Genomic DNA, 18,114 nt, shown 5'->3' with positions numbered 1-18,114 from the left:
ACCCCACCGTGCCGGGGGTCCGCGAAACCCAGGGACCGCCGCACCCACCCACACCCACTCGCTCACGGCGACAAGGAACCCACAATGAACCCATGGGTGCACACAGGGAGTTGGGCGAGTTCCTGCGCTCGCGGCGGGCCAGGATCCGCCCGGAGGACGTCGGTTACGCCTCCGGTGCCGGACTGCGCCGCGTACCGGGGCTGAGACGCGAGGAGCTGGCGCATCTGGCGGGCGTGAGCGTCGACTACTACGTACGCCTGGAGCAGGGCCGCAACCACAGCGTGTCCGACGCGGTGCTGGACGCGGTGGCGGAGGCGCTGCGCCTGGACACGGACGAGCGGGCCCACCTCTTCCGCCTGGCGCGCCCGCAGAAACCGCAGGACGACCCCGGCGGCACCTTCGACGCCCCGCGCCCCGGAGTGCGGCAGCTCCTGGACTGGATCACGGCTCCGGCGCTCGTCCTCGGCCGCCGTATGGACGTACTCGCCTGGAACCGCGCGGCCTCGGCCCTCATCACCGACTTCGCCGAACTCCCCCACGACGAGCGCAACTTGGCGTACCTCCACCTCCTGCACCCGGACATCGGCCCCCGCTACCCGGACAGGGACTTCATCGCCCGCGAGGTCGTCGGCCATCTCCGTATCGCGGCCGGCCGCTTCCCCGAGGACCCGGAGCTGTGCCGGCTGGTCGACGAACTCACCTCACACAGTGAGGAGTTCAGGCGGTACTGGGAGCGCCACACGGTCCGTACGAAGTCGTACGGAGTGAAGCGCGTCGACCACCCCGAGGCGGGCCCGCTCACCCTCTCGTACGAGATCACGCACTTTCCCCAGGACCCGGACCAGACCCTGCTCGTCTACACCGCCGCTCCCGGTTCCCCGGAGGAGACGGCACTGCAAGCCATGGCCAAAGGTTGAAGTGTCTGATCTTGTCCCGAAAGTATTCGATGCTGCATCGCTTTGGATCGCTAGCTGGGAAAGCAGGGAGAGCACCCATGCTGCCACTCGTGGAGACCGGCGAGGAACTGGACGAGGTCGTCGGCGACGAGGCGCTGTTGCGTCCCGCCGTCGCTGATCTGTGTGAACGGCTCGGCCTTGCCGGGCAACGGATCGTCCGCTTCGAGGAGGGTTCGCTGCCGGTGTACGCCATCGGCGGGGCCCATGTGGTCAAGCTGTATCCCGCCTTCGAGCAGGACGACTGCGTACGGGAGGAGAAGGTGCTGAGCCACCTGTACGGCAGACTCCCGATTCCCACACCGCAGTTGCACTCGGCGGGCGCGTACAAGAACGGCTGGCACTACGTCCTGATGTCCCGCCTGCCCGGCGTGGGCCTAGACCAGGAGTGGCCGCGAATCCCTTCCGCGGAACGGGACCGGATCGTCACGGAGGCCGCCGAGGCCCTCGCCGCGCTGCACTCCGTGGACCCGGCACCGATCGCGACCGCCGTTGGCCCGGCGGACTGGCGCACGCTGATCGCCGCGCAGCGGGCGCAGGTGGTCGAGCAGCAGCGGGCCGTCGGCCTCTCGCAGGGGTGGCTGGAACAGATCCCCTGGTTCCTGGACACGGTCCCGCTGCCGCCTCCGCCACGACGCGTGCTCCTGCACACCGAGTTCATGCGCCAGCACCTGACGGTGGACCCCGAAGGCTGGCGTCTGACCGGCCTGTTCGACTTCGAACCGGCCATGATCGGCGACCCGGCGTACGACTTCGCGGCCGTGGGCCTGTTCATGACGAGCTGCGACCCACGCCTGTTCAAGCGGTTCTACGACGCGTACGGCCGCCCCCCGATCAATCCCCGCACCCTCATGGCGCACGCCCTCTTGCACATCTACAGCAATCTGCCCTATTGCCTCCGCGAACTCCCCGCCCCGCCCAAGCCGACGCTGGACGCGCTGGCGGAGACATGGTTCGGCACGGACTGATTGCCGGGCTCACGTGTGTGGTGCCTTGCGGCCGGCGGCCCCGTAGACGTTGATGTCGGCGTCCGTGACGTCGTTGATGTCCCGATAGCGGATCTTCTCGATGTCGTCGAGGGTCTCGAAGTCGGCCGGGTCGATGGTTTCGGGAGCGGGCGCCGGGCCCGGGTGCCAGTGGTGGACGGGGACGATGCCCGGCTCGTCGAGCTGGACGCCCGGCGTCTCGGTGAAGAAGCGCTCGACCTCGCCCTTGGTGCGGAGCACGAACGTGAACCCGCGCTCCGTGTACGTCCGTTGCACCGCGCGGACCTTCTCCGCGTTGAGGTCCTCGGTGATGTGGCTAAGCACGAGACGGCTTCCGGAGGGCAGCGCGTCCATCAGCTCGCGTACGACCCGGTAGGCGTCCTCGTCCTCGACGAAGTGCAGGATCGCGACCAGCGCGAGCGCGACCGGCTGGTCGAAGTCCAGGGTCTTCGCGGCCTGTTCGAGGATCTGCGCGGGGTTCCTGAAGTCCGCGTCGATGTAGTCGGTCGTGCCCTCGGGGCCGCTGGTGAGCAGGGCGCGCGCGTGGGCGAGTACCACCGGGTCGTTGTCGACGTACACGACCCGTGACTCGGGGATGATCCGCTGGGCGATCTGATGGACGTTCTCGGCGGTCGGCAGCCCCGTACCGACGTCGAGGAACTGCCGGATCCCGTCCTCCCGGACCAGCCGGGTCACGGCCCGCCGCATGAAGTCCCGGTTGTGCCGGACGTCGAGGTACCCGCGCGGATTTGCCGCGAGCGCCGCCGCCGCCGCGGCGCGGTCGGTGGGGTAGTTGTCCTTGCCCCCGAGGAAGACGTCATAGACGCGCGCCGGGTGCGCCTTGGTCGTGTCGATCCTCTTCCTCAGCTCGGCAGGATCCTGGCTGAGAGCATCACCGCTCATGGAGACCTTCCCGGTTCAGTTCATCAAACGTCGGCTCACCAAATCGTCAACAACCTAACTCTTGGCGGGACTTGAAGGCGCCCGGCCGCTCTCATCCGCGCGCCGACTCAGCGCACGCCTCCGCGCACGCCTCCGCCAGCACAGCGCCCATCTCCGGTACGAGCCCGGCGACAGGGTCGTGGGTCACTTCCGTCATCCGTAGCTGCCCACCGACTGTTACGACGCCGAGGATGTGCTCGCTCCGCATCTGCGTGATCTGCGCGGGGCCCCAGAGAGCGGAGAGTGTGCTCGAACTCTGGCGGCTCGGGTGTGCGACCCCGAGGTTGGTGATCTGGATGTCGGCCGCGGTGGCGGCGGTCATCATTGCCTCGGCGTCCTGCGAACTTGACGGGGGATGTTCGGCGAGAGCCGCGGAACCGGTCTTCAGGGCATGCGGTGTGCGCTGGCGGGAGAGCGATGCGCGGGTATGACGAGCGAGCGTCCAGAAGTCTTTCGCCTCGTCCGCGGCGCTCCCCGTCCTCGCGCCTGCGAAACGGTCCACCACCTCATCGGGCAGGCCGACCGCACGGCGCAGGTCCACCGGGCTCAGGATGCGTACGTACTCGCGTCCCCGTCGGTGGAGTACGACCGTGGCGGCGGCGCAGAGTGCGGCATGTACGGACGTGCGCTCCAGGCGGCAGCGACGTACCAGCCGCGTGGTCAGTCCCTGGTCGAGGGCGAGGGCGTCTACGTGCGGCCTGCGTCCGGAGAACGGCAAGAGCTCACCGGCGGCGTTCATGCGCTCGTCGCCCTCCGGGGGTGTGCCGGCCGTGGCGTCGTCGGCGGCGGGCGCCGTTCCGTCGACGTGGGCGAGGAGTTCCTCCTGCGCCCGCGGAACTCCGCCCAGCGCCAACTCCTCGCCGCCCAGGGCCGCCACCAGGTCCAGCAGCGCCCGCAGGCCGCCGACACCGTCGGCGATCTGGTGCGCGAACGTCAGCACCACCGCGCACCCCGACTCCCGTGGGACCAGCACGGCCCGTGCCAGAGGGCCCGGTGTCGGGGGGATCGGCCGCGTCTGCTCAGCGGCGACGACGGATCGCCACGGAGTACCGTCGGCAGCAACCTCGAAGGGGATCGCGCCTTCGCAGGCCCGGAACACCGCCTCGGGGCCGGTGCGGTCGACCTCGACCCCGAGTAACGGATGCCGAACCTGCAACGCCGCCAGCGCCGAAGCCAACGTGGCCGTCGGCACTCGGCGGTCCAGTTCGGCGACCAGCGAGAACAGGACCGGGTTGCGGTGCGTGTAGAAGTCGATGGTCCGCTCGAAGGGGCCCAGCGGCCGGACGATGCGCGCCTGGCTCACGTCGGTGCTCACGTTCCCCAGCCTCCCCCGACCGCCCTGCTCGACAGGTACGAGTCGCGCAGCGCCTTGCGCAGGCCGGGCACGAGGCCGTCGTAATGCGCGGCGAGCGCCTTGAGCGCCTGCTCGTGCTCACGGCGCTCCTTCCCGGTGAACACGCTCGTCACCTCGACCTCGACCGCGAACACGGCCATGGTCAGCTCCTCCACCGGGATCTCCGCCGGATCGCGGGCGAGGAGTACGGCGTCGCGAACCCGCTCTTGCAGGGCGTGCACCTGCTGCGGATCGTTGACGGTGACCCGGTCGACGGCGAGCATCCGCAGCCACTTCTCGTGCCGGATCATGACCGCGCCCGTCTCCGCAAGCTGCTCACGGATGGGCTGTTCCGCCGTGTGGGCCTTGTTGTGCACGAACTGCAGCCAGCGCTTCGGCTTCTCCTCGGGTACGTCACGCCACACCTCGGCGAGGAAGGGATCGCCCGGCGGCTCGGCGGGCAGCCGTACGACCTTCCCTCCCTCGGCTTTGAGCTGTCCGGCGAGGGTCAGCTCGCTCAGCGCCGCGGCGCGCAGCAGCTGGCCGCGCCCTTGGAGATTGGTGAGCTCGAACTTGCCTTTGTCGACGGTGTAGCAGAGCAGATAGAGGCTCTGCGGCAGGGTCTGATGCATCTCTCTTTCCTCAGGGTTAGCGAACGATCGAGAGTGCCTCTCGGGGCTCGGGGCTCGGGGCTCGGGGCTCCGGGCTCCGGGCTCCGGGCTCCGGGCTCCGGGCTCCGGGCTCCGGGCTCCGGGCATGGTGCTCGTGGCCCTAGGCGACGGGGTCGCCTACGACTCCGCCGGTGGCCGTGCGGATCGCGTGGGCGTAACGCCGGGCGACGGCCGTCGCCCCGGTGAGCTCCGCCAGGTCGGCACCGGTGAGGACGGTGGCGCCGATGTGCTCGTCCAGCACCCGCACGACCGCGGCCGCGGCCTCGGCGTGCATACGCACCTCCAGGTCGTCGGCCGGGCGATCGAGACGGTCGGCGATGATCAGGCGCATCGCGCGTTCCGCCTGGTCACAGGCCATCAGCCACGCCGTACGGAGCGCCGGCTCGGTGTCCGCGAGCCGGATCATCCTCATCGCGAGCATTTCGTCGGCGAGATCGACGGGCGGTGCCTCGTGACGGAATCTGTCCAGTTCCACGGCCAGGTGCTCTTCGAGGGAACTCTGCCGGGGCCAACTCCGCAGCACCGTCAGCAAGTTGACGACGGCCTGCAGAACGATCGGCTCGGCACAGCTCTCCTTGCTGCGGAAGTGCCGCCAGATGGTGCGCGTGGACAGCCCTACGGCCTCCGCGATCTGATCCCCGCTCGTAGCGGCCACACCCTGCTCCCAGAACAGCCGCGCCGCCTCCCGGGAGATCTCCAGCCGCAGCCGCACCCGCCGCCGCTCACTCATCCCGCCTCCGCTGCGCTCCAACGTCTGCATGGCGGCTCACCCCTCCCCTCCAGCGCCCTTGAAGGACAGCATGTCACTAAGTGACGCATTATGCAAGGCAGGGTGCTACAAGGCAGCGGCTCGCGGCCGGACGGTGTGCGGTTGCGCGGGACGGGGCGGGGCGGGCGCGGCTCCCGCGTTACAGGGGCGCGAAGCTGTCAGCCCAGCTTCCGGGCGGCCTCAGTAGCCCAGTAAGTCAAAATGCTCCGAGCCCCCGCCCGCTTGATCCCCGTAAGCGTCTCAAGAATCGCCCGATCCCGGTCGACCCACCCCTTCTCCGCCGCGGCCTCGACCATCGAGTACTCCCCGGAGATCTGATACGCGGCCACCGGCACATCCACCGAGTCCGCGACCCGCGCAAGAATGTCCAGGTAAGGCCCCGCCGGCTTGACCATCACCATGTCGGCGCCCTCCTCCAGATCGAGGGCCAACTCCCGCATGGATTCCCGTACGTTGGCGGGATCCTGCTGGTACGTCTTCCGGTCACCCTTCAACGACGAGGCGACGGCCTCCCTGAACGGCCCGTAGAAGGCGGACGAGTACTTCGCGGTATAGGCGAGGATCGCGACATCCTCCCGCCCGATCTGGTCCAACGCGTCCCGGACGACACCGATCTGACCGTCCATCATCCCGCTCGGCCCCACCACATGCGCACCCGCGTCGGCCTGCACCTGCGCCATCTCCGCATACCGCTCCAGCGTGGCGTCGTTGTCTACGCGGCCCTGCGCGTCGAGGACCCCGCAGTGCCCGTGATCGGTGGTCTCGTCGAGGCAGAGGTCGGACATGACGAGCAGCTCGTCGCCGACCTCGGCCCGTACGTCACGCAGGGCGACCTGCAGAATCCCGTCCGGGTCGGTCCCCGGCGTCCCGAGGGCGTCCTTCTTGGACTCCTCCGGAACACCGAACAGCATGATCCCGGAGACCCCCGCCTCCACCGCCTCCAGCGCCGCCTTCTTCAGGCTGTCCCGAGTGTGCTGCACGACCCCGGGCATCGCGGCGATCGGCACGGGCTCGCTGACGCCTTCGCGGACGAACGCGGGGAGGATGAAGTCGGCCGGGTGCAGTCGGGTTTCGGCGACCATGCGACGCATGGCGGGAGTGGTACGCAGCCGCCGCGGCCGCGTACCGGGGAAGGATCCGTACTTCGTCATGCCCTCTACGCTACGCCCGCCCCAGCACCACCTTTGCCGACGCGAAGTCGGGGATCACCGGGCGCTTCCCGGCCCTCCGCGCCCACGATCCGGCTCCGCATGCGAGCCCCAAATCACGGGTCCAGCTTGGAGAGCTGGGTCTTGTGCCGCCAGCACCGGCAGGGCATCACCTCAGGTGGTGGTGGCGGGCTGCCGCATCACCGGGGCCAGTTGGGTGACCTTTGAGGGCCTCGCTCGTTTTTGTGAGTGTCGGGCGAACGGTCGAATGGGAGGACGTCTGATGAGTCACGGCACCTTGGTCACGCGGCAGTTCGGGCACCGTGCCCGGCTTGCGCTGTCGCCCACCGAGGTGTCGAAGGCCGATGCCCAGGCGCACGCGGCGCGCACCCTGTGGAACCTGCTGCACGCCTGGTGGCAGATGATGCCCAAGGACCAGCGGACCCTGGCCAACGCGGACGCCGCGATCCGCCAGGCCCGCCAGGACCTCGACTTCCTCGCCGTCCTGCCCGCCCAGGCCGCGCAGGCGGTGCTCAAGACGTACGTCCGGGCCTGGAAGAACTGCTGGGAGGGCCGGGCGGCTGCCCCGAAGTTCAAGGCACGCTTCCGGTCGGTCATGGCGGTGGACGTCCCGCAGAGCCGGGACCTGCACATCACGCGGGTGCACCGCCGCTGGGGCATGGTCAACCTGCCCAGGATCGGCCGAGTGAAGTTCCGGTGGACCAAAGACCTCCCCGTGGGCAAGCACGCCAACACCGAGAACCGGATCACCGGCGCCCGGCTCGTCAAGGACGCGCTCGGCTGGCACATCGCCTTCCGCGTGACAGCCCTAGAGGTCACGCCCGAGGCTCACCCCGGCCCGGAGGTCGGGATCGATGTGGGCGTCACCGTGCCGCTGGCCCTGTCCGACGGGACGACGTACCAGCACGGGCAGTGGCTGACCGGGCAGGAGCAGGCCAAGCTGCTGAGCCTGGAACAGCGCGCCGCCGGGCGCAAGGCGCACCGCAAGCCGGGCGAGCGCACCAGCCGCCGCCTGCGCCGCACCTATGACCAGATCGCCCAGCTCCGAGCGAAAGCCAAGCGACGAGCCGCCGACTGGCAGCACCAGACGACCACCGCCATCGCCCGCGCCTACGGCACGGTGGTGGTCGAAGCACTCACCATCACGAACATGGTCACGTCGGCTCGCGGAACCGTCGACGAGCCGGGGAAGAACGTCGCGCAGAAGGCCGGGCTGAACCGCTCCATCGCCGCCGAGGCGTGGGGCCGCGCGGTCACCATGCTGGCGTACAAGACCGCCAGGCACGGCGGCGCCCTGGTCAAGGTCCCCGCCCCTGGCACCTCCCGGCGCTGCTCGGCCTGCGGTACCGCCACGCCGGGCAGCCGGGAGTCCCAGGCCGTGTTCGTCTGCAAGAACCCGGACTGCGGCTGGTCGGGCAACGCCGACCACAACGCGGCCCGGAACATCCTGCACCTGTACCGGATCGGCCTCGTGGCGATCCCGGCTGCCGGGAGGGCAGTCGTCAGGCGCGCTCGCCGCGCCAAGCCCGCCACCGCAAGGTAGGCGGGACTCTCCTTCCCGACCCTGCGAAGGGAGGAGAGCACTTCAATGCCCCGGCGAGCACGCCGCCGCCGCGCCGAGCAGCCGAGCCCCTGCTGCGTGCCTGGACCGACTGGACCCGCAGCTTCAAACCCCGCCCCCGCGGAGCGGTTACGTAGTCGTACGCCTCCGCCGCGCCCCCGGCCTCCGTTCACTGGGCCGCGTAACCGGCCCCCCGGCCTCCACCGCCGCAGCCCGCCGCCGCGAGCCAAACTCCGCAAGCGCCTCCGCCAGCTTATGAACAGACGGCTCCGGAGCCATCACATCAACCCGCAGCCCGTGCTCCTCAGCCGTCTTCGCCGTAGCCGGCCCAATACAAGCGATCACCGTCACGTTATGCGGCTTACCCGCGATCCCGACCAGGTTCCGGACAGTCGACGACGAAGTGAACAGCACCGCGTCGAAGCCACCCCCCTTGATCGCCTCCCGAGTCTCCGCCGGCGGAGGCGAGGCCCGCACGGTCCGATACGCCGTGACGTCGTCAACCTCCCAGCCCAGCTCAATCAGCCCGGCCACCAACGTCTCCGTGGCGATATCGGCCCGCGGCAGGAACACCCGGTCGATCGGGTCGAAGACCGGATCGTACGGAGGCCAGTCCTCAAGCAGCCCCGCAGCCGACTGCTCCCCAGAAGGCACCAGATCCGGCTTCACGCCGAAGGCGACGAGCGCCTTCGCCGTCTGCTCGCCGACCGCAGCGACCTTGATGCCCGCGAACGCGCGCGCATCAAGCCCGTACTCCTCGAACTTCTCCCGCACCGCCTTGACGGCGTTCACCGAGGTGAAGGCGATCCACTCGTACCGCCCGGTCACGAGCCCCTTGACCGCCCGCTCCATCTGCTGAGGCGTCCGCGGCGGCTCGACGGCGATCGTCGGCACCTCGTGCGGTACGGCTCCGTAGGACCGCAACTGGTCGGAGAGCGAGGCCGCCTGCTCCTTCGTACGCGGCACGAGAACCTTCCAGCCGAACAGCGGCTTGGACTCGAACCACGACAACTGCTCACGCTGGGCAGCGGCGGAATGCTCACCGACCACGGCTATCACCGGCCGGCCGCCTTCCGGCGAGGGCAGCACCTTCGCCTGCTTCAGCGTCTGCGCGATGGTGCCGAGCGTCGCGGACCAGGTCCGCTGCCGGGTGGTCGTACCGGCGATGGTGACGGTCAGCGGCGTATCGGGCTTGCGTCCGGCGGCCACCAGCTCGCTCGCGGCGGCGCCGACGGAGTCGAGGGTCGAGGAGACGACGACGGTCCCGTCGGACGCGCCGACCTCGGACCACAGGCGCCCGGAGGCCGTGGCCGCGTCCACGAACCGCACGTCCGCGCCCTGCGCGTCACGCAGCGGAACACCCGCGTACGCGGGCACTCCGACGGCCGTGGCGATACCGGGTACGACCTCGAAGGGCACACCCGCGGCGGCGCAGGCCAGCATCTCCTCGGCGGCACAGGTGTCGAGCCCGGGGTCACCGGTGACGGCACGTACCACCCGCCTGCCGCTGCGTGCGGCCTCCATGACAATATGGGCCGCGTCCCTCGACGCGGGGGCACCAGCGGTTGTTGACGCGCCGTCAACTACCGTCAGTTGAGGCGTGTCCGGGCCCGGTTCGGTGTCCAGCACGGTCACGCCTTGTCTGGCGTGCGTACGGACGACGTCGAGCACTTCGGGCTCGGCGATCAGGACATCCGCGTTCGCCAGCGCCTGAACAGCGCGCAGTGTGAGCAGTCCCGGATCCCCGGGTCCGGCACCAAGGAAGGTGACGGAGCCGTGTTCCAGGCCGGCGGGAAGGGTGGTGGGGCTCAATGTGCTCGCTCCCCCATCAGACCGGCCGCGCCCTTGGCAAGCATCTCGGCAGCGAGTTCACGGCCGAGCGCCATTGCTTGGTCGTACGTCTCGGGCACGGGACCGGTGGTGGACATCTGCACCAGCGTCGAGCCGTCGGTCGTGCCGACGACGCCGCGCAGGCGCATTTCCTTGACAATCTGCCCGTCGGCCAGAAGGTCGGCCAGCGCACCAACGGGTGCGCTGCAGCCGGCCTCCAGGGAGGCGAGCAGGGACCGCTCGGCGGTCACGGCGGCCCGGGTGACCGGGTCGTCGAGTGCGGCGAGCGCCGCGACCAGTTCCGCGTTGTTCGCGGCGCATTCGATCGCGAGCGCCCCCTGGCCGGGGGCGGGCAAAACCATGTCGACCGAGAGGAACTCGGTCACTTCGTCGATCCGGCCGATCCGGTTGAGCCCGGCGGCGGCCAGCACGACCGCATCCAGCTCGCCCTTGCGCACGTACCCGATCCGGGTGTCGACGTTCCCCCGGATCGCGACCGTCTCGATGGTCAGTCCGTGGCAGCGCGCGTACGCGTTCAACTGGGCCATGCGCCGCGGCGAACCGGTGCCCACGCGAGCGCCGTCCGGCAGCTCGGAGAACTTCAGTCCGTCACGGGCGACCAGCACGTCCCGCGCGTCCTCACGCACCGGCACCGCGGCCAGTGCGAGGTCGTCGGGCTGCGCGGTCGGCAGGTCCTTGAGGGAGTGCACGGCGAAGTCGACCTCGCCGCGCAGCAGCGCCTCGCGCAGCGCGGTCACGAAGACGCCTGTACCGCCGATCTGCGCGAGGTTCTCGCGCGAGACGTCGCCGTACGTGGTGATCTCGACGAGCTCCACGGACCGCCCGGTCACCCGGCTCACGGCGTCAGCCACCTGCCCGGACTGGGCCATGGCGAGCTTGCTGCGCCGTGTCCCCAGCCTCAGGGGGCCGCTCTCCGGCCCCGTTCGCCGCTCAGTCATGCTCGCCCTCGGTTCTTGGCGTTCTCGGTGCTGATGTCATCGGTGGCCCTCGAGACGGAGGCGACCGTCTCCTGGTCCAGGTCGAACAGGGTCCGCAGTGCGTCCGCGTACCCGGCGCCGCCGGGTTCGGCCGCGAGCTGCTTGACCCGCACGGTCGGCGCGTGCAGCAGCTTGTCCACCACGCGCCGTACGGTCTGGGTGATCTCGCCCCGCTGCTTCTCGTCGAGCCCGGGCAGCCGCCCGTCGAGCCGCGCGATCTCGTTCGCGACGACATCGGCGGCCATGGTGCGCAGCGCGACGACGGTGGGCGTGATGTGCGCGGCCCGCTGGGCGGCCCCGAAGGCGGCGACCTCGTCGGACACGATCCGCCGCACCATGTCCACGTCCGCCGCCATCGGTACGTCCGCGGAGGCCTCGGCCAGCGACTCGATGTCCACGAGGCGCACGCCGAGCAGCCGGTGCGCGGCAGCGTCGATGTCGCGCGGCATGGCGAGGTCGAGCAGCGAGAGCACGGGCGCCGGGCGCGGGGCCTCGACGACGGGCTCGGGCTTACGACGCTCGGGCACCCGCCCGATGGCGGCCGCGGTAGCGGCCAGCGCGGCGATGACGGCTGCGTCGGACTCGGGCGTACGGGCGTCTTGTGTACGGCGGCGACGGTCGACCGTGGCGTTGTCCACCCAGGCCGCGTGCTGCTCCAGGGCCGCCGCGTCCAGGCCCGCCACCGCGGCCTCCCCCATGACGGAGAAGGCGGCGGCCCCCTGCACGGGCGACAGGTCCAGCGGACAGCCGTCGTCGGTGCCGACACTGGTGGGCGGCAGATCGCCGCGTACGACACGGGGGGTGGCCGCGCGCTCCTCGGCGGGCGCTCCCGTACGGCCCTCGACCGCCGCGGCGACCGCATCGGCCGTCAGGACGAGCCCCGTCGCACCCGTACAGGACACCGCGACATCGGCACGTGTCAGCTCGGCCGGCACCGCTTCCATCGGTACCGCGCGGGCCGCCACGTCCGTATCGCCGCCGTCCATCAGGATCTGGGCGAGGCGCTCGGCCCGGTCAAGGGTGCGGTTGGCGATGACGACTTCGGCCACCCCAGCGCGCGCGAGCGTCGCCGCGGCCAGCGAGGACATGGAGCCCGCGCCGATCACGAGGGCCCGCTTGCCGGCGGCCCAGGCGGCGACGTCCGCCCCCGAGGTCAGCTGCTCCAGGCCGAACGTCACCAGGGACTGCCCGGCCCGGTCTATGCCGGTCTCGGAGTGGGCGCGCTTGCCGACCCTGAGCGCCTGCTGGAACAGGTCGTTCAGCAGCCGCCCCGCCGTGTGCAGTTCCTGCGAGGTGGCGAGCGCGTCCTTGATCTGGCCGAGGATCTGGCCCTCGCCGATCACCATCGAGTCCAGACCACAGGCCACGGAGAACAGGTGGTGAACCGCCCGGTCCTCGTAGTGCACGTACAGATAGGGCGTGAGCTCCTCGAGCCCGACCCCGCTGTGCTGCGCGAGCAGCGTGGAGAGCTCGGCGACGCCCGCGTGGAACTTGTCCACGTCGGCGTACAGCTCAATCCGGTTGCAGGTGGCGAGCACCGCGGCCTCGGTGGCCGGCTCGGCGGCGATGGTGTCCTGGAGGAGCTTGATCTGCGCGTCCGCGGACAGCGCGGCCCGCTCCAGCACGCTGACCGGAGCGCTGCGGTGACTCAGCCCGACGACAAGAAGACTCATGCCGGCATCACGGCGGGGACATCCCCGTCCGGCCCTTCTCTGATCTCCTTCGCCGCCGCGGCCTCGGCCTCGAGCACGGCCTCGGCCTCTTCGCCGGCCTTGCGCTGCTCGTGGAAGGCGAGGATCTGCAGCTCGATGGAGAGATCGACCTTGCGTACGTCGACGCCGTCCGGCACGGAGAGCACGGTCGGCGCGAAGTTCAGGATGGACGTCACACCCGCGGCGACGAGCCGGTCGCAGACCTGCTGGGCGGCGCCCGCGGGGGTCGCGATCACACCGATCGACACACCGTTGTCCTTGATGATCTTCTCGAGGTCGTCGGTGTGCTGCACGGGAATTCCGGCGACGGGCTTCCCGGCCATGGCGGGATCGGCGTCTATGAGGGCGGCGACCCGGAAGCCGCGCGAGGCGAACCCGCCGTAGTTGGCCAGCGCCGCGCCGAGGTTACCGATACCGACGATCACAACCGGCCAGTCCTGGGTGAGGCCCAGCTCGCGGGAGATCTGATAGACGAGGTACTCGACGTCGTAACCCACACCGCGCGTCCCGTACGAGCCGAGGTACGAGAAGTCCTTGCGCAGCTTCGCGGAGTTGACCCCCGCGGCGGCCGCGAGCTCCTCGGAGGAGACCGTGGGTACCGAGCGCTCCGACAGTGCGGTCAGCGCACGGAGGTACAGCGGAAGCCTGGCGACGGTGGCCTCGGGAATCCCTCGGCTGCGGGTCGCCGGTCGGTGAGTTCGGCCAGTTGCCACGGTGCTCCTGCGGGTAGAGCGGGGCTGCAGGCGGTCACACGTCCGACCGCCCCGTCGACAGCAGGCTATGTCTTTGTGAATGCATGCACAAAGATGGTGTCCGATTTGCCCGCCCAACGTGACCGGGGTCACGCGACTCCGCCACATGCGTACGGAACCGGCGCAAAGGCACCTTCGTTCCCTGCTTGATGGGGGCAAAGCCGTACACACTCCTCTACGCTCCCCGCCCCCGAGGCCAAACCGCACCCGATCCTAAGTGACACTGCGAGCCACTTGGAGTGCCCGGAAGGGCCACGGTTCGGTTACGCACACAGTCCTCACTCCGCGAGGGCTTTGCGCAACCTTCCCTCGTCCACCCGCCAGAACGTGTGCTGCGCACCATCCACGAGTACCACCGGGATCTGCTCCCAGTACGCGCGATACAGCTCCTCATCCCGCGTGATGTCCTTCTCCTCCCAGGGCACACCGAGTTCCCCGCAGACCTTCCCGACCACGACCTGCGCGTCCTCGCACAGATGACAGTCGGGCTTCCCGATCAGCGTGACCAGCCGCTCGTGCGGCGCCTTCTTCTCCGTACGGCGGTCAGTACGCCGAAAGATGGGACTCATACGAGCCATTCTCACCCGACACCGGAACCCCGTCAGGTGCGCGGCTTCCCTGCATTCGACGCCATCAACAGGGCGCGACCAGTCAGAAACGGCCCGCAGTCGTAACGACACGGTCGCGGAGAGTTCACACCCTTCAAACCTCCCGACTCCGGAAGTAACGCAGAGACTGGCTATGCTCACGCCATGGCCGCTCTCGGATGGCTCACTCCCCGTAGGCGCTCCGCCACGGCGCGGAGCGTGTTGGCAGGCGAGGCCTCGGCGGAGGCAGCGCGCAAGTCCTCCCAGGAACTGGAGGAACTCGCGCACGAAGCCACGCCCGAAACCGCCGCGGAGGAACCGGAGTTCCCGGTCCTCGGCGACGACAAGGCCGCCGCCTTCTTCGACCTCGACAACACCGTGATGCAGGGCGCCGCGCTGTTCCACTTCGGCCGCGGCCTCTACAAGCGGAAGTTCTTCGAGACCCGCGACCTCTACCGATTCGCCTGGCAGCAGGCCTGGTTCCGGCTGGCCGGCGTCGAGGACCCCGAGCACATGCAGGAGGCGCGCGACTCCGCGCTGTCCATCGTGCAGGGCCACCGCGTCGCCGAGCTGATGTCGATCGGCGAGGAGATCTACGACGAGTACATGGCCGAGCGCATCTGGCCCGGCACCCGCGCGCTGGCCGAGGCCCACCTCGACGCGGGCCAGAAGGTGTGGCTCGTCACCGCCGCCCCGGTCGAGATCGCCACGGTGATCGCCCGCCGCCTGGGCCTGACCGGCGCCCTCGGCACGGTCGCCGAGTCGGTCGACGGCGTCTACACCGGCAAGCTCGTCGGCGAACCCCTGCACGGCCCCGCGAAGGCGGAGGCAGTACGGGCGTTGGCGGCGGCGGAGGGCCTGGACCTGAGCCGCTGCGCCGCGTACAGCGACTCGCACAACGACATCCCGATGCTCTCGCTCGTCGGCCACCCGTACGCGATCAACCCCGACGCCAAGCTCCGCAAGCACGCCCGCACCCTCGACTGGCGCCTGCGCGACTACCGTACCGGCCGCAAGGCGGCGAAGGTCGGCATCCCCGCGGCGGCCGGCGTCGGCGCGGTCGCGGGCGGCACGGCGGCCGCGATCGCCCTGCACCGCCGCCGCCGCTGACACCGGCTCCACCGGCCCCACCGTCCATGAGTGCCCGCGTGTACGAACACGCGGGCAATTCTGCTGCGTTACCCGCGCACCGCCCCCGCCAGTCCCGTTGACGACAGACGGCCACAACACGCCCCAGGCTTGGCCGGAATGCGAAGCAATTCGATCAACTACCGGTCACTGTGCGGCACTTGATCAGACGTCACTACGTAACAGAAGCGACGGAATCGGCGATTTGAGCAACTGGGCGTAGCGCCGCCTGTACGAAGCGTTATTCTCCTCAGACGCATGACGGACCTCACACGTCGCTACGACGGGTGAATCATCCGGTACTGCACGTGATGGAAGCTCTGCCTCTGGGAGTCCCGTGTACCCACACGTCGGGGTTGACGCCTCGGGCCTGGCTACGCTCCGCGCGGTGGTCCTCGACCACCTGCGCGGTTTCGTCCCCACCGCGTACGCCGTCCCCGCCCTCGCTGCCTCCGCCGCGCCCGTCGGCCCGTGTTACGCGCTGGCCGACGGCATCGAGCGGGGGCCGGCGCGAAGCGCCGTCGTTGAGGGGCGGAGGTCGGGCGACGGGCGGGCCGCGGGTAGACGGGGCCGCCCGAGCGCGTCGGCCACCACCACCGCCCGCCGACCGGCCGCGGACAGTGACAGCGCCCGGATGATGGACCTCGTGGAGCGCGCCCAGGACGGCGAGGCCGAGGCCTTCGGGCGCCTCTACGACCAGTACAGCGACACCGTGTACCGCTACATCTACTACCGCGTGGGGGGCAAGGCGACCGCGGAAGACCTCACGAGCGAGACCTTTCTGCGTGCCCTGCGGCGCATCGGCACCTTCACCTGGCAGGGCCGCGACTTCGGCGCCTGGCTGGTCACGATCGCCCGCAACCTCGTCGCCGACCACTTCAAGTCGAGCCGCTTCCGCCTGGAAGTGACCACCGGCGAGATGCTCGACGCCAACGAGGTCGAGCGCTCCCCCGAGGACTCCGTCCTGGAGTCCCTGTCGAACGCGGCACTCCTGGACGCCGTACGCCGCCTCAACCCGCAGCAGCAGGAGTGCGTGACCCTGCGCTTCCTCCAGGGCCTCTCGGTCGCCGAGACCGCTCGCGTGATGGGCAAGAACGAGGGCGCGATCAAGACCCTCCAGTACCGGGCCGTGCGCACACTGGCCCGGCTCCTGCCCGACGACGCCCGTTGAGAACCCGTATCGCACCCTCGCCCACCCCGTACGCCTCCTTACCCTCTGCGACGCTCAACTCACCCTTCGTTGCAGTCTGTTGGTTCCGCGGTCCGATCATCCGTAGTCCGTAACCCAAGTGCCGAGAGGCTCGTTGTGCGGGATACAGGCTCCCTGTGGTCACCTCTGACCGTCCCCGATCACCCGATCGTGTGGAACCGATCAGAGAGTGCAACCCTCAGGACCCCCTGGGGAGTCGACCGTCATGACGAGAGGAGGTGCCGCCAGTGATCGCGAACGTATCGGCACACCGGCGGGCGAACGCCTTCGCCCAGGCCCTGGAGGAGCAGTCCGACCGGGCCACGGCGGCCGAGCAGTCCGAAGGTCCGGCGGCGGAACCCACGGACCAGTCCGGCGAATCCGGCCTGTCCGAGCGGAGCCGGATGCTGTCCCTGGCGGGCGGACTCGGCGAGTTGCCCAAGCCGGCGCTGGATCCCGAGGTCAAGGTCGTTCAGCGGGCCCAGCTGGTGGCCGCGATGGAGGCCATGCTGCAGGAGGGCTCGGCCGCGGGGGGCGACGCGGCGGAACCATCGGTGCCGGGGCAGAGGTCGCACCGGGGGCGGGGTACGCATCGGGCGAGCGGCATGGGGAAGTTGCGGCAGCGTTTCCCGAGGTCCCGGCTTTCCAAGGGTCTCACCGCGGGCGGGCTCACGGTGGGTGTGGCGGCGGGAGCGTTCAGCGGCGTAGCGGCCGCCAGTTCCGACGCCCTGCCCGGTGACTCGCTCTACGGGCTCAAGCGCGGCATGGAAGACCTCAAGCGGGGCATGGCCGACGGCGACAACGACCGCGGCCGGCTCTACCTCGACCAGGCCTCCACGCGGCTGAGCGAGGCACGCCGGCTGATCGAGCGCGACCGCTCCGGGCCCCTCGACCACGAGTCCATGGGCGAGATCCGCCGTGCGCTGTCCGGCATGCGGCACGACGCCTCGGAAGGCCACCGGCTGCTGCACGAGGCGTACGAGCGCGACCCCGACTCGCTGGGCCCCATCCAGACCCTCTCGGCCTTCTCCCAGTCGCACCGCGACAGGTGGGGCGAGCTGCGCGACCGGCTGCCCGCGCAGCTCGGCGATGTCAGCCGGCAGGTCAGCTCGGTCTTCGACGCCATAGCCCTAGAGGTCGATCCGCTGCGCTCACTGCTGCCGGAGCCCCCCTCGCGGGAGGGCACCAGCCGCCGTCCGGACTCCGGCCAGTCCTCCAGCGGCTCCTCCGACCCGGACCGCCCGACCGCTCCCAGCGCCACCGGCAACTCCCCCGGCGGCAGCAACTCCAGCAGCGGCAATCCCGAGCCGTCCACCTCGGACACGGAGGACGACGGCCTGCTGGGTGGCAACACGGGCGGCCTCCTGGAACCGCCCAAGGACGACACCAGCACGCTCCCGTCCGACGAGCCCACCACCCCGCCGGCCACGGGCAGCAGCAGGCAGATGATGGGAATGGCGGACTGCCGCAGGAAAATCAGCACCAGCTGGATGAAGCCGATCAGCAGCAGCACCGCGACGATGCACAGCAGCGT

General features: G+C 70.1%; 16 protein-coding genes. 6 read left to right on the top strand and 10 right to left on the bottom strand.

What is annotated here, in order from left to right; translation table 11 throughout:
- Positions 1-92 precede the first annotated feature (92 nt).
- Complete coding sequence (locus G6048_RS37720; protein WP_165344103.1) at positions 93-917, top strand: helix-turn-helix transcriptional regulator; 825 nt, start codon at positions 93-95, stop codon at positions 915-917.
- 77 nt (positions 918-994) lie between these two features.
- Complete coding sequence (locus G6048_RS37715) at positions 995-1,921, top strand: aminoglycoside phosphotransferase family protein (RefSeq protein ID WP_165344102.1); 927 nt, start codon at positions 995-997, stop codon at positions 1,919-1,921.
- 9 nt (positions 1,922-1,930) lie between these two features.
- On the opposite strand, the gene G6048_RS37710 is transcribed toward G6048_RS37715, so the two are convergent.
- From G6048_RS37710 to hemB, 5 genes are all read right to left on the bottom strand, one after another.
- Positions 1,931-2,842, bottom strand: coding sequence for an SAM-dependent methyltransferase (locus tag G6048_RS37710; protein WP_165344101.1), 912 nt, complete (start codon positions 2,840-2,842; stop codon positions 1,931-1,933).
- Positions 2,843-2,933: 91 nt separating this feature from the next.
- On the bottom strand, positions 2,934-4,196 hold the full coding sequence (locus tag G6048_RS37705) for a phthiocerol/phthiodiolone dimycocerosyl transferase family protein (RefSeq protein WP_165344100.1): 1,263 nt from the start codon (positions 4,194-4,196) through the stop codon (positions 2,934-2,936).
- Positions 4,193-4,846 carry a GOLPH3/VPS74 family protein gene (locus G6048_RS37700; protein WP_165344099.1) on the bottom strand — a complete coding sequence of 218 codons (654 nt, stop codon included), beginning with the start codon at positions 4,844-4,846 and terminating at the stop codon, positions 4,193-4,195. The genes G6048_RS37705 and G6048_RS37700 overlap by 4 nt, the downstream gene beginning before the upstream one ends.
- 139 nt (positions 4,847-4,985) lie before the next feature.
- Positions 4,986-5,645, bottom strand: a complete 660-nt coding sequence (locus G6048_RS37695; RefSeq protein ID WP_165344098.1) for a TetR/AcrR family transcriptional regulator — start codon at positions 5,643-5,645, stop codon at positions 4,986-4,988.
- Between the two features lie 167 nt (positions 5,646-5,812).
- On the bottom strand, positions 5,813-6,805 hold the full coding sequence (gene hemB, locus G6048_RS37690) for a porphobilinogen synthase (RefSeq protein WP_165344097.1): 993 nt from the start codon (positions 6,803-6,805) through the stop codon (positions 5,813-5,815).
- 280 nt (positions 6,806-7,085) lie between these two features.
- On the opposite strand from hemB, the gene G6048_RS37685 reads away from it, so the two are divergent.
- Positions 7,086-8,366: an RNA-guided endonuclease InsQ/TnpB family protein gene (locus tag G6048_RS37685; protein ID WP_165344096.1), complete on the top strand. Its 1,281-nt coding sequence runs from the start codon at positions 7,086-7,088 to the stop codon at positions 8,364-8,366.
- Positions 8,367-8,513: 147 nt separating this feature from the next.
- Here the strand turns inward: G6048_RS37685 and G6048_RS37680 are convergent, their stop codons facing one another.
- From G6048_RS37680 to G6048_RS37660, 5 genes are all read right to left on the bottom strand, one after another.
- Positions 8,514-10,196: a bifunctional uroporphyrinogen-III C-methyltransferase/uroporphyrinogen-III synthase gene (locus G6048_RS37680; protein ID WP_165344095.1), complete on the bottom strand. Its 1,683-nt coding sequence runs from the start codon at positions 10,194-10,196 to the stop codon at positions 8,514-8,516.
- Positions 10,193-11,173 (bottom strand): hydroxymethylbilane synthase, encoded by a 981-nt coding sequence (gene hemC, locus G6048_RS37675; RefSeq protein ID WP_165344094.1) that lies wholly within the window; start codon positions 11,171-11,173, stop codon positions 10,193-10,195. Before hemC ends, G6048_RS37680 begins: the two co-directional genes overlap by 4 nt.
- On the bottom strand, positions 11,170-12,885 hold the full coding sequence (locus G6048_RS37670) for a glutamyl-tRNA reductase (RefSeq protein ID WP_165344093.1): 1,716 nt from the start codon (positions 12,883-12,885) through the stop codon (positions 11,170-11,172). The genes hemC and G6048_RS37670 overlap by 4 nt, the downstream gene beginning before the upstream one ends.
- The gene (locus tag G6048_RS37665; RefSeq protein WP_165344092.1) at positions 12,882-13,637 is read right to left on the bottom strand and encodes a redox-sensing transcriptional repressor Rex; all 756 of its coding nucleotides are present in this window, start codon (positions 13,635-13,637) and stop codon (positions 12,882-12,884) included. Before G6048_RS37665 ends, G6048_RS37670 begins: the two co-directional genes overlap by 4 nt.
- A gap of 317 nt (positions 13,638-13,954) precedes the next feature.
- On the bottom strand, positions 13,955-14,254 hold the full coding sequence (locus tag G6048_RS37660; protein WP_165344091.1) for a glutaredoxin family protein: 300 nt from the start codon (positions 14,252-14,254) through the stop codon (positions 13,955-13,957).
- A gap of 174 nt (positions 14,255-14,428) precedes the next feature.
- On the opposite strand from G6048_RS37660, the gene G6048_RS37655 reads away from it, so the two are divergent.
- The 3 genes from G6048_RS37655 to G6048_RS37645 all read left to right on the top strand — a co-directional run.
- Positions 14,429-15,373 carry an HAD family hydrolase gene (locus tag G6048_RS37655; RefSeq protein ID WP_165344090.1) on the top strand — a complete coding sequence of 315 codons (945 nt, stop codon included), beginning with the start codon at positions 14,429-14,431 and terminating at the stop codon, positions 15,371-15,373.
- Between the two features lie 355 nt (positions 15,374-15,728).
- Positions 15,729-16,562, top strand: a complete 834-nt coding sequence (locus G6048_RS37650; protein WP_165344089.1) for an ECF subfamily RNA polymerase sigma factor, BldN family — start codon at positions 15,729-15,731, stop codon at positions 16,560-16,562.
- Positions 16,563-16,828: 266 nt separating this feature from the next.
- A partial coding sequence (locus G6048_RS37645) for a DUF5667 domain-containing protein (RefSeq protein WP_328828141.1) occupies positions 16,829-18,114 on the top strand: 1,286 nt, incomplete at its 3' end.

Source organism: Streptomyces ureilyticus, assembly GCF_011045025.1.
In the GTDB taxonomy this organism is placed as follows: domain Bacteria; phylum Actinomycetota; class Actinomycetes; order Streptomycetales; family Streptomycetaceae; genus Streptomyces; species Streptomyces ureilyticus.
The sequence above is the reverse complement of the archived record's forward strand: the minus strand, read 5'-3'. Positions and strand labels throughout refer to the sequence as shown.

What these genes read in the sequence shown, in the direction of transcription:
- G6048_RS37720 (WP_165344103.1), top strand. Translation starts at nt 93, where the DNA reads ATGGGTGCACACAGGGAGTTGGGCGAGTTCCTGCGCTCGCGGCGGGCC.
- G6048_RS37715 (WP_165344102.1), top strand. Translation starts at nt 995, where the DNA reads ATGCTGCCACTCGTGGAGACCGGCGAGGAACTGGACGAGGTCGTCGGC.
- G6048_RS37710 (WP_165344101.1), bottom strand. Translation starts at nt 2,842, where the DNA reads ATGAGCGGTGATGCTCTCAGCCAGGATCCTGCCGAGCTGAGGAAGAGG.
- G6048_RS37700 (WP_165344099.1), bottom strand. Translation starts at nt 4,846, where the DNA reads ATGCATCAGACCCTGCCGCAGAGCCTCTATCTGCTCTGCTACACCGTC.
- G6048_RS37695 (WP_165344098.1), bottom strand. Translation starts at nt 5,645, where the DNA reads ATGCAGACGTTGGAGCGCAGCGGAGGCGGGATGAGTGAGCGGCGGCGG.
- hemB (WP_165344097.1), bottom strand. Translation starts at nt 6,805, where the DNA reads ATGACGAAGTACGGATCCTTCCCCGGTACGCGGCCGCGGCGGCTGCGT.
- G6048_RS37685 (WP_165344096.1), top strand. Translation starts at nt 7,086, where the DNA reads ATGAGTCACGGCACCTTGGTCACGCGGCAGTTCGGGCACCGTGCCCGG.
- hemC (WP_165344094.1), bottom strand. Translation starts at nt 11,173, where the DNA reads ATGACTGAGCGGCGAACGGGGCCGGAGAGCGGCCCCCTGAGGCTGGGG.
- G6048_RS37670 (WP_165344093.1), bottom strand. Translation starts at nt 12,885, where the DNA reads ATGAGTCTTCTTGTCGTCGGGCTGAGTCACCGCAGCGCTCCGGTCAGC.
- G6048_RS37660 (WP_165344091.1), bottom strand. Translation starts at nt 14,254, where the DNA reads ATGGCTCGTATGAGTCCCATCTTTCGGCGTACTGACCGCCGTACGGAG.
- G6048_RS37655 (WP_165344090.1), top strand. Translation starts at nt 14,429, where the DNA reads ATGGCCGCTCTCGGATGGCTCACTCCCCGTAGGCGCTCCGCCACGGCG.